We start from the raw sequence: 15173 nt of genomic DNA, 5'->3' as shown, positions 1-15173 counted from the left end.
CGACCGCGCTACGACGCGTGGGCAGTATCGGTTAGGGTGCGAATCATGCCGAGCGACGTGGCCCGAGTGATCTACCGCAAGTACGACGGCAGCGCCCACCGTGACTACCCGGCCCGCCGGCTCGCCGAGGACGACCTCGGCATCTGGCTCGGCGTGCCGGCCGGCACCGAGTCGGTCTACCACGGCCGCCCGTCGGTGGAGAAGATCCCGTTCGTCCTGCTGGTGCCGCACCACGCGTGGTGGACGGGAATGTTCAACCCGCCGCCGCGGACCAGCGAGGTCTACTGCGACATCGCCACCCCGGCCCACTGGGAGTCCGACGACATCGTCCACCTGATCGACCTGGATCTGGACGTGGTCCGACGCCGGGCCACCGGGCTGGTGGAGCTGCTCGACGAGGACGAGTTCGCCGAGCACCGCGCCCGGTACGGCTACCCGGAGGACGTGGTCGTCGAGGCCGAGGCGGCGGCCCGCTGGCTGTTCGGCGCGCTCGGCGACGGCACCGAGCCGTTCGCCACCTCGTACCGCAAGTGGCTGGCCCTGGTGGTCTGAGCCCGCGGCGCCCGACCGGCCGGCTCACCAGCGCGGCGGCCACCGGTCGTCGTCGCCCAACGGCGGCACCTCGGTCAGCTTCTCCGGGTTGAGCTGGTTGAACATGCCGGTGATCCGGCCCTCGTGCACGGCGAACGCGGTGACCATGCGGATCGGCCGGCCGTCGGTGTGCAGCGTCTCCAACTGGAGGCCGAGCACACCGTCGACCAGCACCGGCCGCGCCAGCACCCGGTGGGCGTACCGGCCGGCCCGGCCGAACAGGCCGAGCGTGAAGCGACCCACCGCTTCCGCGCCGACCACCGGCCGACGGGCCGCCGGGAAGTGCCCGCCCGAGTCGCCGATGAAAACCACGTCCGGCGCGAGCAACCGCAGCAGTGGATCCAGTTCGCCGGACTCGGTGGCGGCGACGAACGCTTCGAGCACGCGCCGCTGCTCGGCCGGGTCGGCCGTCTGCCGGGGCACGTCCGGTGCGGTGACCGCCCGCCGTGCTCTCGAGGCGAGCTGCCGGGCGGCCACCTCGGTGGTGCCGAGCACGTCGGCGACCCGGGCGAACGGCACCGCGAACACGTCGTGCAGCACGAGAGCGACCCGCTGCTCCGGCGCGAGCCGCTCCAGCACCACCATCAGCGCCGTGCCGACCTGGTCGGTGCGTACCGCCCGTTCCGCGGGGTCGGGGGCGTACCCGTCGGTGGGCGCCGCGGCGCCCACCGGGCGCACCGCCGGCTCCGGCAGCCACTGCCCGGGGTACGCCTCCCGCCGGACCCGGGCCGAGCGGAGCACATCCAGGCAGATCCGGGCGCAGGTGGTGGTCAGCCAGGCGGACAGCTCGCGGATCTCGGCGCGTGCCGCCGGGTCGGCGAGCGCACCGGCGTAACGCAGCCACGTCTCCTGGACCGCGTCCTCGGCCTCGCTGCGGCTGCCCAGCATCCGGTGGGCCACCGCGAGCAGCCGGCCCCGCTCGGCCTCGAACTCCGTCGCCAGGTCCCGCATGAGCCACCTCTCCCCGGCCGGCGCCTGCCGCGCACATCCTCCCGGCAACCGGACGCGCCGGCAGCCCCGAACGTACCGCCCGCCGTGACGGGGCGGCGCTCGGCGGGCGGTTCGTCGGCGGGTGGGCGATGATCCGAGGATGAGCGCACCCCAGGAAGCGCAGATCGTGGCGCCCGACGGCGGCCCGGTGCGGACGTTGCTGCGGGTCACCGCGCCGGTGGATCTCGGGCGGATCGACCCCCGGTCCACGCCCGGCCTGCCGGGGACCGAGGTGACCGGCGAGCACCGCAAGGCCTGGGCCCGCGCGCAGGTGGAGCTGGTCGGCGGTGAGCTGGGCCAACAGCAGGAGATGCTCTTCGCGATGGCCAAGGCCGGCTCGGACCGGCCGGCGCACCGGGTGCTGCTGGTGCTCCAGGCGATGGACTGCGGCGGCAAGGACGGCACGATCAAGCGGGTGGCCGGCGCCATGAACCCGCTGGGCCTGCACATCCGCTCGTTCGGGCCGCCCACCCCGCAGGAGCTGCGACACGACTTCCTGTGGCGGATCCGCAGGGCACTGCCGCCGCCGGGGTACGTGGGGATGTTCAACCGGTCGCACTACGAGGACGTGCTGATCGCCCGGGTCGGCTCGCTGGTGCCGGAGTCGACCTGGCGGGCCCGCTATGACGAAATCAACTCCTTCGAGCAGGAGCTGGTCGAGGACGGGGTGACCCTGGTCAAGGTGATGCTGCACATCTCGTACGCCGAGCAGGGCGAACGGCTGCTGGAGCGGCTCACGGACCCCCGCAAGCACTGGAAGTACAACCCCTCGGACGTCGACTCCCGGGCTCGTTGGGACGACTACCAGGCCGCGTACGCCGAGGCGCTGAGCCGGTGCGGCACGGACGCCGCGCCGTGGTTCGTGGTGCCGGCGGACCGGAAGTGGTACCGGGACTGGGCGGTGGCCCACCTGCTGCGAGAGACGTTCGACACCCTCGATCTGGGGTATCCGCCTGCCGATTTCGACGTGGCCCGCGAGCGCGAACGGTTGCGTGCTGGGGGAGCGGTGGCGCATGGGACGGCCGAGATGAACAGCAGGTGAACGACCGGTGAATGAGGCTTGACCAGGGGTGGGCCGACGAATTCGCGGTTCTGGCGTTTCCTAGCATTCACCGAGCGACCACCCGACGGGTACCGCAACCCTTCCACCGACGCGACGAGGTCTGTGCTGTGAAGTTTTCCTTCCGCCCCACCGAGGGCGCCTTCTACGAGCTCTTCACCAGGGCCGCGCAGAACCTGGTCCGGGGCACCGAGCTGCTGAACGAGCTGGCCCTGCCCGGCGTCGACGTGCAGTCGGTCAGCGAGCGGCTGACCGAGGTCGAGCACGACAGCGACCAGATCACCCACGAGCTGTACAAGAAGATCAACTCCACCTTCATCACGCCGTTCGACCGGGAGGACATCTACCGGCTCGGCTCGCTGCTCGACGACGTGATGGACCACCTGGAGGCGGTCGGCGACCTGCTCTACCTCTACGGGCTGACCGAGCTTCCGGCGCTGCCGCGCGAGCTGCACGAGATGGTGAACGTGCTCGACCAGCAGGCCAAGTTGACCGCCGACGCGATGCCCCGGCTGAAGTCGATGAAGGACCTCGAGGACTACTGGATCGAGTGCAACCGGCTGGAGAACGAGGGCGACCGGATCAACCGGCAGCTGCTCGTCCGCCTCTTCTCCGGTGAGTACGACGCGTTGACGGTGCTGAAGATGAAGGAGGTGGCCGACGAGCTGGAGGCCGCCTGTGACGCCTTCGAGCACGTCGCCAACACGGTCGAGACCATCGCGGTCAAGGAGTCCTGATCCTGTGACACTGACTCCCGAACTCATCGCCGTGCTGGCGGTGATCGGGGTGGCCTTGGCGTTCGACTACACCAACGGCTTCCACGACGCCGCCAACGCGATCGCGACAAGTGTCTCGACCCGGGCGCTGACACCCCGGATCGCCCTGCTGCTCGCCGCGGTGGGCAACTTCATCGGCGCGCACTTCGGCGCGGGGGTGGCCAAGACCGTCGGCGACGGCCTGGTCACGCTCCCCACCGGCGTGAGCAGCCTGGGGGTGGTCTTCGCCGGGGTGCTCGGCGCCATCGCCTGGAACCTGATCACCTGGTATTTCGGCCTGCCCTCGTCGTCCTCGCACGCGCTCTTCGGTGGTCTGGTCGGCGCGACCCTGCTGTCCACCGGCGGCATCGTGCAGTGGGGCAACATCGGGGTGAAGGTGTTGCTGCCGATGGTGCTCTCGCCGATCGTCGGCCTCACCCTGGGCTACCTGCTGATGCTGGCCATCCTCTGGCTGTTCCGGAAGGGGCAGCCGGGCAAGCTCAACCGCGGCTTCCGCTGGGCGCAGACCGCCTCGGCGGCGGCCATGTCGGTCGGTCACGGCATGCAGGACGCGGCCAAGACCATGGGCATCGTGGTGCTGGCGCTCTACACCGGTGGCTTCCAGGAGAGCAAGACGCACATCCCGGGCTGGGTGTTCTGGACCTCGGCGACCATGCTGGCCCTCGGCACGTACGCCGGCGGCTGGCGGATCATCCGCACTCTCGGCCGCAAGATCATCGACCTCGGGCCGCCGGAGGGCTTCGCCGCCGAGACGGTGGCCAGTGCGGTGCTCTACTTCAACGCCCTGGTGCTCAAGGCGCCGATCTCCACCACCCACACGATCACCTCGGCGATCATGGGTGTGGGCGCGACCAAGCGGCTCTCCGCGGTCCGCTGGAATGTCGCCGGCAACATCGTGATCGCCTGGATCATCACGTTCCCGGCCGCCGCGCTGATCGCCTGCGTCACCTACCTGCTGGTCCGCCCGCTCTTCGGCTGACCCACCCGGCTACGACGAAAGGGCCCCTTGTCGACGCGATCGTCGACAAGGGGCCCTTTCCTTCGGGACATCAGATGTACCGCACGCCGATCTGCTCGCGTACGGCGTCGAGCAGGGCCATCACCTCGAGGGTGACGGTGTGCGGCACCAGCGGGCTCTCGGTCAGCCCGGCCGCCAGGCAGCGCTGCACCTCGATCGCCTCGTACTGGTAGCCGTTGCCGGTCGTGTCCGCGGTGATCGTCTCCGGCTCGGCGCCGTCCCGGTGCAGGGTCAGCGAGTCGGGCCGGAAGAACGGCTCGGGCAGCTCGATCCGGCCGCTGCTGCCGGTGATCGCTGCGGACTGCCCGCTCAACCCGACCATGCCGCAGCTGAGCGTGGCCAACGCGCCGGTGTCGTAGCCGAACAGGATGCCGGTGTTCTCGTCCGTCCCCTCCGGGCCGAGCTGCGCCCAGGACCGGATGTGCTGCGGCACGCCCAGCAGCAGGTGAGCCAGGCTGATCGGGTAGATCCCCAGGTCCAGCAGGGCGCCCCCGCCCAGTGCCGCGTTGCGCATCCGGTGCTCCGGCGGGAAGGGCCCGGACACCCCGAAGTCGGCCCGGACGCTGCTCACCGTGCCGATCGCCCCCTGGGCGATCAGCTCGACCGCCCGAAGGATCAGCGGGTTGGTCCGCATCCACATGGCCTCCATCAGGAAGACCCCGGCGGCGCGGGCGGTGTCCACCAGTTCGGTGCTGGTGGCCAGGTCGAGGGTGAACGGCTTCTCCAGCAGCACCGCCCGTCCGGCCGTCAGGCAGGTCATCGCCGCCTCGTGGTGCGCGGCGTGCGGGGTGGCCACGTAGATCACGTCGACGTCCGGGTCGGCGGCCAACTCCACCCAGGAGCCGTAGGCGCGCTTCGCGCCGTGCTTGTCGGCGAAGCGCTGCGCGCTGTCCGCGGCGCGGGAGCCGACCGCGACAAGTTCGGCGTCCGGCACCAGCCGGAGGTCTTCGGCGAAACGGCTGGCGATGTGGCCGGTGGCCAGGATGCCCCAACGAGTCATGCCGGCACGCTAGCCGAGCCGGGTGAACGCCCCCTCGCCCGGCCGCCGCCGGCTCATCCGTCGGGACCCGGTGCGGTCCTGGTCGCCCTGCCGCTCCGGCCGGCCGGCCACCCCTGCGCGTCCCCCTTTGCTCTGCTTACCTGGACGCACCAGTTGGCAGCCGTTTCTGTTGCGTGGGACGGAGCGGCGCAAAGGGCGGTGCGAGCGGAGCCGACCGGCACACCGGCCGGGCGGGGGCCGAACGGTCGGGGAACTAGGCTCGCGACATGACGATCGACAGTGACGGCTTCGCCGCCCCGGCCGCCCTGGTCGAGCACGCGCGCCGGTTCCGGGCCGAGGGCGGCACCCCGGCGGTGCCCCGGGTCGCGGCCACCGTGCTGCTGCTGCGTCCGACCGACGTCGACTTCGAGGTGTACGTCATCCGCCGGGTCGCCGCGATGACCTTCGGCGGGATGTACGCCTTCCCCGGCGGTGGCGTGGACCGCTCCGACTCCGCCGCACACCTGGACTGGGCCGGCCCGGCGCCGACTGAGTGGTCGGAGCGGCTCGGGGTGGCCCCGGACGCCGCGCAGGCGGTGGTCTGCGCCGCCGCCCGGGAGGTCTTCGAGGAGGCCGGGGTGCTGCTCGCCGGCCCCGATCAGGGGACCGTGGTGGGCGACGTGAGCGGCGACGACTGGGAGGCGGCCCGGCAGGATCTGGAGGGGCGCCGGCTGGGCTTCGCGGCCCTGCTCGCCGGACGGGGGCTGACGCTACGGTCGGACCTGCTGCTGCCGTGGAGCCGGTGGATCACCCCGGAGTTCGAGCCGCGCCGCTTCGACACGTACTTCTTCGTCGCCCTGCTGCCGGCGGGGCAGCGGACCCGGGACGTCTCCGGCGAGGCCGACCACACCCTCTGGATCCGCCCCGCGGACGCGCTGGCCCGGGCCGAGGCGGGCGAGCTGACCATGCTGCCGCCGACCCTCGTCACGCTGGCCCAGGTGGCGGCGGCGGGCGACCTGGCCGGGGTGGCGCGGGCGTCGGCCGACCGGGACGCGGCCACCCCCGTCACCCCGCGCCTGGACCTGCCGCCCGACGGTGAGCCGCGCTTCGTGCTCGGCTGACCGCGCTGGCGGCCGTGCTCGGCTGACCGCGCTGCCTGCCGTGCTCGGCTGACCGCGCTGGCGGCGGGCGAGGCGCGCGGCGCGCGAGACGCCGAACAGGGGACCGGCGTCCACGCCGTGTTGGCGGGACGCCGGTGACGGACCGGGAACCAGTGGCTCAGCCGAAGCGGCCGGTGATGTAGTCCTCGGTCTTCTTCACGCTCGGGTTGCTGAAGATCTTCTGCGTGTTGTCGTACTCGATCAGCCGGCCCGGGTCGCCGGTCTTCTCGATCGAGAAGAAGGCGGTCCGGTCCGACACCCGAGCGGCCTGCTGCATGTTGTGCGTCACGATGATGATCGTGAACTTGTCCTTCAGCTGGAACATCAGGTCCTCGATGGCCAGCGTCGAGATCGGGTCCAGGGCCGAGCAGGGCTCGTCCATCAGCACGACCTGCGGCTCGACGGCGATGGTCCGGGCGATGCAGAGCCGCTGCTGCTGCCCGCCGGAGAGGCCCGCGCCGGGCTTGCCCAGCCGGTCCTTGACCTCGTCCCACAGGTTCGCCGAGCGCAGCGCCTTCTCGGCCGCCTCCTCCAGGATCGACTTGCGCCGCACGCCGTTGAGCTTCAGCCCGGCGACCACGTTCTCGAAGATGCTCATGGTGGGGAACGGGTTCGGCCGCTGGAAGACCATGCCGATCATGCGTCGGACCGCGGTGACGTCCACGTCCCGGTCGTAGATGTCCTGGTCGTCGATGGTCAGGTTGCCCTCGACCCGGGCACCCGGCAGCACCTCGTGCATCCGGTTGATCGACCGCAGGAAGGTGGACTTGCCGCAGCCGGACGGGCCGATCAGGGCGGTGACCGTCTTCGGCTCGACGGTCAGGTTGATGTTCTCGATCGCCTTGAAGCCGCCGTAGTAGGCGGTGACGTTCGAGGCTTCGACACGCTTGGCCATGGTGGTGGTACCTCCGGGGTTCATCGGCTGAGCCGGTTACGACGGGCCAGCAGCTTCGCCGCGATCGTCAGGATGAGCACGAGGGCGACCAGGGTGAGTGCCGCCGTCCACGCCCGTGCCGGCGCGTACTTCGACGCGTCACCGGCCTGCTGGTAGACGAAGAGGGACAGCGACGACTGGTTGTTCTCGAAGGGGTTGACGTTGATGGCGGCACCGCCGCCGGCCACCAGCAGCACCGGCGCGGTCTCGCCGGCCGCGCGGGCGATGGCGAGCATCACGCCGGTGACGATGCCGGGGAGCGCGGTCGGCAGCACCACCCGCAGGATGGTCTTCCACTTGGGTACGCCGAGTGCGTAGGCGCCCTCGCGCAGTGGCGGCGGTACGAGGCGGAGCATCTCCTCGGTGGACCGGACGATGGTCGGCAGCATCAGCACGCTCAGCGCGAGCGCGGCGGCGAAGCCGGAGAAGCTCGGCCGACCGTCGTTGAACCACGGCGACACGACCAGCACCCAGAACGCCAGCACGAAGAGGCCGGAGACGATCGACGGGATACCGGTCATCACGTCCACGAAGAACCTGATCGCGAAGGCGAACTTGCCCCGGCCGTACTCGACGATGTAGATCGCGCAGAGGATGCCGAGCGGCACGGTGATCAGGGTGGCGATGCCGACCTGCTCCAGCGTGCCGAGGATCGCGTGGTACGCGCCGCCGTTGGCGTCCCGGGCCCCGATGTTGTTCATCGAGGTCTGGAAGAAGTTGACGTCCAGCCGCTCGGCGCCCTTGCTGACCAGTGTCCACACCACCGACACGAGAGGCAGGACCGCCAGCACGAACGCGGAGTGGATCAGCGCGCTCCAGGTGCGGTTGCGCGCCGAGCGGCGCCCCTCGACCGCGTTGGCCGCGGCGAAGAGCCCGGTCAGGTAGAGCACCGCGCCGAGGGCGACCACGAGGACCGGGCCGCCGATGTCGGTGCCGTAGACGATCACGGCGGAGAGCGCCAGGGCCGCCACGGCGAGGGCCGGTGCGGCGTACCAGGGCAGCCGCCTGGCCCGCAGCGTGGCGGGCTCGGCCGGCGGACGGGTGCGGTGGGAGGTGACGGTTGTGGTCATGCGGCCGACTCCGTGAACTCCCGGCGGCGGTAGATGATCGCCCGCGCCGTGATGTTGACGATCAGCGTGATGGTGAACAGCACCAGGCCGGAGGCGATCAGCGCGCCCCGGCCGGTCTCGTTCGCCTCGCCGAACGCGTTGGCGATGTTGGCGGCGATGGTGTTGCCGCCGTTCTGGATCAGGTTGAACGAGATGCCGAAGGTGATGCCGAGGGTCATGGCCAGGGCGATGGTCTCGCCGAGCGCACGGCCGAGGCCGAGCATCACCGCGGCGATGATGCCGGGACGGCCGTAGGGCAGCACCGCGGTGCGGAGCATCTCCCAGCGGGTGGCGCCCAGGGCGAGAGCGGCTTCCTCGTTCGCGGTCGGCGTCTGGAGGAACACCTCGCGGGAGAGCGACGTGATGATCGGCAACACCATGATCGCGAGCACCAGGGCGCCGAGCATGATCGACTTACCGAACGGCCCGTCGCCGCCGAAGATCGGGATCCAGCCGAAGTACTCGTTCAGCCAGACCGAGAAGTCCCGGACCGGGTTGACGAAGATGTCCCGGCCCCAGAGACCGAAGACCACGCTCGGTACGGCGGCGAGCAGGTCGACCAGGAAGCCGAGCGCGGTGCCCAGCCGGCGGGGCGCGTAGTGCGAGAGGTAGAGCGCGATGCCCAGCGCCACCGGCACTGCCATGAGCAGCGCCAGCGCCGCACTGAGCACGGTGCCGAAGGCGAGCGTGCCGATGCCGAACTTCGGCTCCGTCTCGTTGGGGGACCAGCCCTCGTAGGACCAGAAGTTCTCGGTGTTGGCCCGCAGGGCCGGCACCGCCTTGGCGATCAGGAAGATCGCGATGGCGGCGATGATGACCAGAACGGCGGTGCCGGCGGCCAGGGTGAGGCCGTGGAAGGCCCGCTCGGCGCCGAATTTCCGGCTGCGCGGCAGCGCGCCGCCGCCGCCCAGCCCGACGCCGCCCGGGGAACGGGTGCTGACTGGTGCCTCGGCCACACGCGCCGAGGCACCGGCGGGCCACTCGTGACTCTGGGTCACGCGCGTCCCGCCGGTGCCGGCGTCGGCCGAGCGGTGAGGGGTTTCACCCATCTGCTCGCTCGATTCGGTTGCGGAGGTGGTGGGTTCGGGTCAGGAGAGGTTCTTGACCGCGGTCTCGACCTTGGTGCGGACCGTCTCCGGCAGCGGGGCGTAGCCCAGGTCGGTCAGCGAGGTCTGGCCCTCGGCGCTGGCGGCGTAGCCCAGCAGACCCTTGACCAGCTTGAGCTTGTCGGCCGCGAGGCCCTTGCTGCAGACGATCTCGTACGTCGCCAGGACGATCGGGTAGGCCCCGGCCTCCTTGGTGTTGTAGTCGATCGACAGCTTCAGGTCGTCGCCCTGGCCCTCGACCTTGGCGCCTGCGATGGTCTTGCCAGCCGCCTCGGCGGTCAGCGCGGCGAACTCGCCGTTGCCGTTGCCGATCTTGGCCATCTTCAGGCCGGCGTTCTCGGCGAACGACCACTCCATGTAGCCGATGGAGCCGTCCGCGCCCTTGACCGAGCTGGCCACGCCGTCCGAGCCCTTGGCACCGGTGCCGCCCGGGGCCTTCCACGCCTTGGCCTTGCCGAGGGTCCAGTCGGTCTCGGCGGTCTTGGACAGGAAGTTGGTGAAGTTGTCGGTGGTGCCCGACTCGTCCGAACGGTGGACGGTCTGGATGGTGGTCGCCGGGAGGGTGGCGCCCGGGTTGTCGGCCTTGATCGCCGCGTCATCCCACTTGGTGACCTTGCCGGCGAAGACCTTCGCCAGGGTGGCCGGCTTGAGCTGGAGGTTGTCCACGCCGCTGACGTTGTAGGCGATGGCTACCGGGCCGATCACCATCGGCAGGTGGATGGCCTTGCCGCCGACGCACTTGGCGTCGGCCTGCGGCTGCTCCTCCGGCTTGAGCGCGGAGTCGGAGCCGGCGAAGTCGGCGGTCCCGGCGATGAACGCCTGGATGCCGGCGCCCGAGCCGGTCGGCTCGTAGTTGATCGTGGTGCCGGTGCACTTCTGCTGGTACGCCTTGATCCACTCGGCCATGGCGTTCTTCTGCGCCGACGAGCCCTGGGCGTTCAGCGTTCCGGTTGCGCAGTCGACCGCGGCGGTCGAGCCCGAAGCGCTGGCGCCGGAGGCGGGCTCGTTGTTGTCCGAGCCGCATGCACTGAGGCCGAGCGTCGCGGCGAGAGCGAGGCAGGCAATAGTGCCGTACCGCTGGAGCTTCACCTGAGGGGTTTCCCTTCGCGTCTGACTTGGCGCCCCGATGCCGGGGCCCGAGAACCGGCACTGACCGGCTGACACGAAAGTTAGAAGTGCCAGGTAGCCGGTTCGCCGGTCGCAAGTGAACGCGAAGTGAACACGTACGGCCCTCCAGATGACCGCTCGCTGAGGGTGAGTTGTCCGTTAAGTGAACCGGGGTACACCTGTCGGAAGTATGGTCATATTTCCGGTACGGTGTTATCTCGCCGACGCGCGGCCGTTACCCGCCGGTGACCCGCCCTCGGCGGCGGAACGCCGGTCAGCCGAGGTGATAGTTGATGTGCGCGGACCAGCGCGCGAAACCGAGCCGCTCGTAGAGCGCCACCGCCCCGGTGTTCGACTCGTCCACATAGAGCATCACCCGGTCCAGCCCGCGCCGGTCCCGAAGGTACGCCAGCCCGGCGCTGGTCAGCGCCCGGCCGAGCCCACCGCCGTGCGCGGTCGGCTCCACGCCGAGCACGTAAACCTCGCCGATCCGGGCCGACCCCGGGCGCTCGTGCACCTTGGTCCAGTGGAAGCCGAGCAGCCGGCCGGTGGCGGTCTCCTCGGCGAGCAGGAAGCCGGCCGGGTCGAACCACGGCTCCGCGAGGCGGACCCGCAGGTCCTCCGAGGTCCACCGACCCTGCTCGGGGTGCTCGGCGAAGGCCCGGGCGTTGAGGGCCAGCCAGGCGGCGTCGTCGGCCCCCGGCCGGAACTCGCGCAGCACCACTCCCTCGGGCAGTCGCGGGTCCGTCAGCGGGGCGGCCAGTGGTCGGCGCAGTTGCCACAGCACCCGGGCACGGGTGAACCCGAGGTCGACCGCGAGTGCGGCGGCCGACGGGTGGTCACCGTGCGCCCAGGCCCGCAGCGGCCCGGTGGCGGAGGCGAGCACGCCCCGGACCAGCGCCCGCCCGGTGCCCCGCCGCCGGTACGCGGGGTGCACCACCAACTCCACCCCGATCCCGCCCACCGGGTCGGTGGTGTCGAGGTGTGCGTACCCGGTGAGAACGCCGTCGTCGCCGCGGGCGATCAGGTGCACGGCCGGGGCGTCCGGGTCGCGCAGTCGGAGCAGGACGTGTTCGTCGAGCGGGTCCGCGCCGTCGGTGTCGCCCGCGGAACGGGCCAGAGCCAGCACATCGGCGATCTCCGCCGGAGTCGGTCGGTCGGTTCGGGTCACCTGATCGCTGGTCGGCTCGGCGCTGCTCATCCCGTCACCGTAGCCGCCGGAAACGGCGGTTCGCCGAGATCCCCGGCCGCGGCGCGGGCCGGCTCACGTCGGATCGTCGGGGAGCGCCTCCAGCTGGAACCGCTGGGTCAGGTCGGGCAGGATCCGGCGCAGTGCGTCCACCGTGCCCTGCCGGTCTCCACCAGCGTCGTGCAGCAGCACCACCGAGCCGGGTTCGGCCTGGGTGACGACCGTGGCGGCGATCTTGCCGGCGCCGGGTGCCTCCCAGTCCGACGGGTCCACCGACCAGTGCAGCGGAGTCATGCCGAGCTGCCGCGCCACCGACACCACGGGGTAGGTCCAGGCGCCGCCGGGCTGGCGGTACCAGACGATCGGCGCGTCGGGCACCGCTGCCCGGATCGCCTCGTTGGTCCGCAGCATGTCGGCACGGATCATGTCGGCCGACCGGTTGCCCAGCGTGACGTCGTGGTGCCAGGAGTGGTTGCACAGCGTGTGCCCGTCGGCCACGATCTCCTGGATCAGATCGGGGTGGTACTGGGCGTTCTCGCCCACCACGCAGAACGTGGCCTTGACGTCGAACTCGCGCAGCGTGGCGAGGACCTGCGGGGTGTAGCGCGGGTCCGGCCCGTCGTCGAAGGTCAGCGCGAGCCGTTCGGTGCCGGTGGTGGAGTGCGCTCCGAACAGCTGGTCACCCTGGGCGTCCCGCCCCGACCCGTCCTGGCCGGACTCGGTGGGGCCGCCGCTGTGATCCGCGGTCGGGGCCCCGCTCGGCTCGTCGCCGGTGGGTTGGTCGGCGTAGTGCGGCTCGTCCGCGGTGACCCCGGTGGCCTGCCGCTGGGGCTGGTCGGGGACGAGGCTGCGGCCCAGCAGGTACGCCGTGCCGAGCAGGGCTGCCACCACCAACGTCACGATGCCCGCTGCCCGGACGGTCGAGTTGACCCGCGTCACGGCTTCCGCCCGGCTGGCCGGTCACGCCGGCCCGTCGCCCCCGTGGTCACTGCGCGCACCGTCGCCCCTTTCTCCGACAAACCCGGCAGTCAGAATAGAGCTGACGAGCTGCGCAAAAAGGGCATACGGGAAATCGCCCCCGAGTGACCTGGGGTCAGACGGGCAGTGGCGCGTGCTCCGCCTCGGGCAGCGACCGCGACGGCGGAACGACGAACTTGTAACCCACCTGGCGGACGGTGCCGATCATCGACTCGTACTCGGAGCCGAGCTTGGCGCGCAGCCGCCGGACGTGCACGTCCACCGTCCGGGTGCCGCCGAAGTAGTCGTACCCCCAGACCTCGCGCAGCAGCTGGTCGCGGGTGAACACCCGGCCCGGGTGCTGCGCCAGGAACTTCAGCAGCTCGAACTCCTTGTAGGTGAGATCGAGCGGCCGTCCCTTCAGCTTCGCGGCGTAGGTGTCCGGGTCGATGGTCAGCTCTCCCGCCCGGATCGAGCCGCCGGCGCCGGCGGTCGCGTTGCTCAGCCGGCCCACCGCGAGCCGCAGCCGCGCCTCCACCTCGGCGGGGCCGGCCGACGCGAGGATGACGTCGTCGACGCCCCAGTCGGCGTTCAACGCGATCAGGCCGGCCTCGGTCACCACCGCGACCAGCGGCACGCCGAGCCCGGTGGCGTGCAGCATTCGACAGGTCGCGCGGGCCTCGCTCAACTCGGACCGGGCGTCCACCATCACCGCGTCCGGGCTGGGGCCGGCGACCAGGGTGCGGACGTCGCGCGGCGCGGTGCGGACCGAGTGCGGCAGCAAGTCGAGCGCCGGCAGCACAGCGGACGGTTCCCCTGCGCGTGCGGTCACCAGCAGCAGGATCTCCACGATCACCTCCGTCCCGGCGGCGCGGGGCCGCACGCGACCAGACACACTTGCGGAAAGTGCGCTGAGAAATTTGCGTGGTCCCGGCGTCGCTGACGGGCGGGTAGCGGGTTGAGCGTAACTGATCGCCTCGGTCGGGCCCTCGGATCGTTTCCCGTTTGTCCACCTTGCCCCTGATCGTGGCGCAGGTTTTAACGCTGCTGAAACCCGTGACCACCGCGTCGGGCGGTCGGTCTGGCACGATCGGGGCGTGTTTCCCTCCACCTCGCCCGACGCCGGCCGCGAATCGTGGCCCGACGGGCCCCGCCCGGGCCCGGCCGCGCCGACCCGTGGCCACCCGCCCGCGCCGCGCACGGGCCCACCCGTCACCGACGGCGAACGCCGTGAACGGGGTGGGCCTCGCCGTGCCCGCCGAGCCGGGGAGCCGGCCCGCCGCTCCGAGGACGACGTCGACGAGCCGGAGGAGGAGGTCGTACCCCCGGTCGAGGTGCGCCGCCCGCTCGCGCTGACGATCGCCGGCTTCGCGGCGCTGCTCGGTGTCGGCCTGGTGCTCGGCGCCCAGACCTCGGGCCCGGGTCACCGGCTGCCGTTCGCCTTCATCATCTTCGGCGTCCAGCTGCTGTTCGTGCTCGCCTGGACGATGGCCATGCGCCCACCCGCGCTGCTGCTGGTCGCCGGCATCAGCGCCGCGGTCGCCGCGGTCGTCGACATCGCCGCGGTGCAGACCGACATCGCCGGCCTGGCGCCGCTGGGCTACCTGGCCGTCGGCGGGTTCCTCGCCGCGGTGCTCGGCCAGCTGGTCCGCCGGGTCGACCGGGTCCGGGTCACCGACTCGCTCGGCGCCACTCTGCTCATCGTGGTCGGGGTGGTGGCCTTCGGCACCCTGATCGTGCTCAGCCGGATCCCGGCCGGCACCCAGGCGATCACGGTCTGCCTCACCGCGAGCGGAGTCGCGCTGACCGTCGCCCGGCTCACCGACGCTGTGCTGCCGTGGCCCCGGCTGGCACCGCAGGTTCCCCGGGGCGCCGCCGGCGTGGTCGTCGGCGCGATGATCGGCACGCTGGTCAGCGCGGTTCTCGGCAGCTACCTGGTGGCGCCCTTCACGCCCACGCGGGCCGCGGTGATCGGCCTGGTCGCGGCGGTCACCGCCGTGCTCTCCGACCTCGCCGTCGGGTACGCCGAGGCGGGCCGACTGATGGCCGGCGAACCACCCACCATGTGGGTCGCCCGGCACATGCAGGGTCCGCTCGGCGGCTTCGCCCTGGCCGCTCCGGCCGCGTACGCCATGTGCATGCTCTTCCTCTGAGTCACGGTTGAGCCCGGAGCAGGTCGGGTACCTACGGGTGCGCC

General features: G+C 71.5%; 15 protein-coding genes. 6 read left to right on the top strand and 9 right to left on the bottom strand.

Going from position 1 to position 15173, the window contains the following annotated elements; all coding sequences use genetic code 11:
- Nucleotides 1-45: 45 nt before the first annotated feature.
- Nucleotides 46-552: a DUF402 domain-containing protein gene (locus tag EAD89_RS10610; protein WP_121675569.1), complete on the top strand. Its 507-nt coding sequence runs from the start codon at nt 46-48 to the stop codon at nt 550-552.
- 24 nt (nt 553-576) lie between these two features.
- On the opposite strand, the gene sigJ is transcribed toward EAD89_RS10610, so the two are convergent.
- Nucleotides 577-1542, bottom strand: coding sequence for an RNA polymerase sigma factor SigJ (gene sigJ / locus EAD89_RS10605; protein ID WP_121675568.1), 966 nt, complete (start codon nt 1540-1542; stop codon nt 577-579).
- 139 nt (nt 1543-1681) lie between these two features.
- Between sigJ and EAD89_RS10600 the strand changes: the two genes are divergently transcribed.
- From EAD89_RS10600 to EAD89_RS10590, 3 genes are all read left to right on the top strand, one after another.
- Entirely contained in the window at nt 1682-2623 is a 942-nt protein-coding gene (locus EAD89_RS10600; protein WP_121675567.1) for a PPK2 family polyphosphate kinase, read from the top strand.
- 128 nt (nt 2624-2751) lie between these two features.
- A complete protein-coding gene (locus EAD89_RS10595; protein ID WP_121653529.1) occupies nt 2752-3378 on the top strand; it encodes a DUF47 domain-containing protein in 627 nt (208 codons plus the stop codon).
- 10 nt (nt 3379-3388) lie between these two features.
- The gene (locus tag EAD89_RS10590; protein ID WP_121653604.1) at nt 3389-4396 is read left to right on the top strand and encodes an inorganic phosphate transporter; all 1008 of its coding nucleotides are present in this window, start codon (nt 3389-3391) and stop codon (nt 4394-4396) included.
- Between the two features lie 70 nt (nt 4397-4466).
- On the opposite strand, the gene EAD89_RS10585 is transcribed toward EAD89_RS10590, so the two are convergent.
- Entirely contained in the window at nt 4467-5435 is a 969-nt protein-coding gene (locus tag EAD89_RS10585; RefSeq protein ID WP_121653530.1) for a Gfo/Idh/MocA family protein, read from the bottom strand.
- A 266-nt stretch (nt 5436-5701) separates the two neighbouring features.
- Between EAD89_RS10585 and EAD89_RS10580 the strand changes: the two genes are divergently transcribed.
- Nucleotides 5702-6535 (top strand): NUDIX domain-containing protein, encoded by an 834-nt coding sequence (locus tag EAD89_RS10580; protein WP_121675566.1) that lies wholly within the window; start codon nt 5702-5704, stop codon nt 6533-6535.
- Between the two features lie 157 nt (nt 6536-6692).
- Here the strand turns inward: EAD89_RS10580 and pstB are convergent, their stop codons facing one another.
- The 7 genes from pstB to EAD89_RS10545 all read right to left on the bottom strand — a co-directional run bounded on the left by pstB (nt 6693) and on the right by EAD89_RS10545 (nt 13832).
- Nucleotides 6693-7469, bottom strand: coding sequence for a phosphate ABC transporter ATP-binding protein PstB (gene pstB / locus EAD89_RS10575; protein ID WP_121653532.1), 777 nt, complete (start codon nt 7467-7469; stop codon nt 6693-6695).
- A gap of 20 nt (nt 7470-7489) precedes the next feature.
- Nucleotides 7490-8578 (bottom strand): phosphate ABC transporter permease PstA, encoded by a 1089-nt coding sequence (pstA, locus tag EAD89_RS10570; protein ID WP_121653533.1) that lies wholly within the window; start codon nt 8576-8578, stop codon nt 7490-7492.
- Nucleotides 8575-9666 (bottom strand): phosphate ABC transporter permease subunit PstC, encoded by a 1092-nt coding sequence (gene pstC, locus EAD89_RS10565; protein WP_121653534.1) that lies wholly within the window; start codon nt 9664-9666, stop codon nt 8575-8577. The genes pstA and pstC overlap by 4 nt, the downstream gene beginning before the upstream one ends.
- A 39-nt stretch (nt 9667-9705) precedes the next feature.
- Nucleotides 9706-10812: a phosphate ABC transporter substrate-binding protein PstS gene (gene pstS, locus EAD89_RS10560; protein WP_121653535.1), complete on the bottom strand. Its 1107-nt coding sequence runs from the start codon at nt 10810-10812 to the stop codon at nt 9706-9708.
- A gap of 292 nt (nt 10813-11104) precedes the next feature.
- On the bottom strand, nt 11105-12031 hold the full coding sequence (gene mshD, locus EAD89_RS10555) for a mycothiol synthase (RefSeq protein ID WP_121675565.1): 927 nt from the start codon (nt 12029-12031) through the stop codon (nt 11105-11107).
- A gap of 63 nt (nt 12032-12094) precedes the next feature.
- Nucleotides 12095-12958: a polysaccharide deacetylase family protein gene (locus EAD89_RS10550; RefSeq protein ID WP_121653537.1), complete on the bottom strand. Its 864-nt coding sequence runs from the start codon at nt 12956-12958 to the stop codon at nt 12095-12097.
- Nucleotides 12959-13112: 154 nt separating this feature from the next.
- The gene (locus tag EAD89_RS10545; RefSeq protein ID WP_181518701.1) at nt 13113-13832 is read right to left on the bottom strand and encodes a response regulator transcription factor; all 720 of its coding nucleotides are present in this window, start codon (nt 13830-13832) and stop codon (nt 13113-13115) included.
- A 241-nt stretch (nt 13833-14073) separates the two neighbouring features.
- On the opposite strand from EAD89_RS10545, the gene EAD89_RS10540 reads away from it, so the two are divergent.
- On the top strand, nt 14074-15129 hold the full coding sequence (locus EAD89_RS10540) for a hypothetical protein (RefSeq protein WP_121675564.1): 1056 nt from the start codon (nt 14074-14076) through the stop codon (nt 15127-15129).
- The last annotated feature ends 44 nt before the right edge of the window (nt 15130-15173 follow it).

It is taken from the genome of Micromonospora sp. BL4 (assembly GCF_003667505.1).
Classification (GTDB): Bacteria; Actinomycetota; Actinomycetes; order Mycobacteriales; family Micromonosporaceae; genus Micromonospora.
The sequence above is the reverse complement of the archived record's forward strand: the minus strand, read 5'-3'. Positions and strand labels throughout refer to the sequence as shown.

Coding starts and splice junctions, on each gene's coding strand:
- EAD89_RS10610 (WP_121675569.1), top strand. CDS start 46: ATGCCGAGCGACGTGGCCCGAGTGATCTACCGCAAGTACGACGGCAGC.
- mshD (WP_121675565.1), bottom strand. CDS start 12,031: ATGAGCAGCGCCGAGCCGACCAGCGATCAGGTGACCCGAACCGACCGA.
- pstB (WP_121653532.1), bottom strand. CDS start 7,469: ATGGCCAAGCGTGTCGAAGCCTCGAACGTCACCGCCTACTACGGCGGC.
- EAD89_RS10580 (WP_121675566.1), top strand. CDS start 5,702: ATGACGATCGACAGTGACGGCTTCGCCGCCCCGGCCGCCCTGGTCGAG.
- pstC (WP_121653534.1), bottom strand. CDS start 9,666: ATGGGTGAAACCCCTCACCGCTCGGCCGACGCCGGCACCGGCGGGACG.
- EAD89_RS10600 (WP_121675567.1), top strand. CDS start 1,682: ATGAGCGCACCCCAGGAAGCGCAGATCGTGGCGCCCGACGGCGGCCCG.
- pstA (WP_121653533.1), bottom strand. CDS start 8,578: ATGACCACAACCGTCACCTCCCACCGCACCCGTCCGCCGGCCGAGCCC.
- EAD89_RS10585 (WP_121653530.1), bottom strand. CDS start 5,435: ATGACTCGTTGGGGCATCCTGGCCACCGGCCACATCGCCAGCCGTTTC.
- sigJ (WP_121675568.1), bottom strand. CDS start 1,542: ATGCGGGACCTGGCGACGGAGTTCGAGGCCGAGCGGGGCCGGCTGCTC.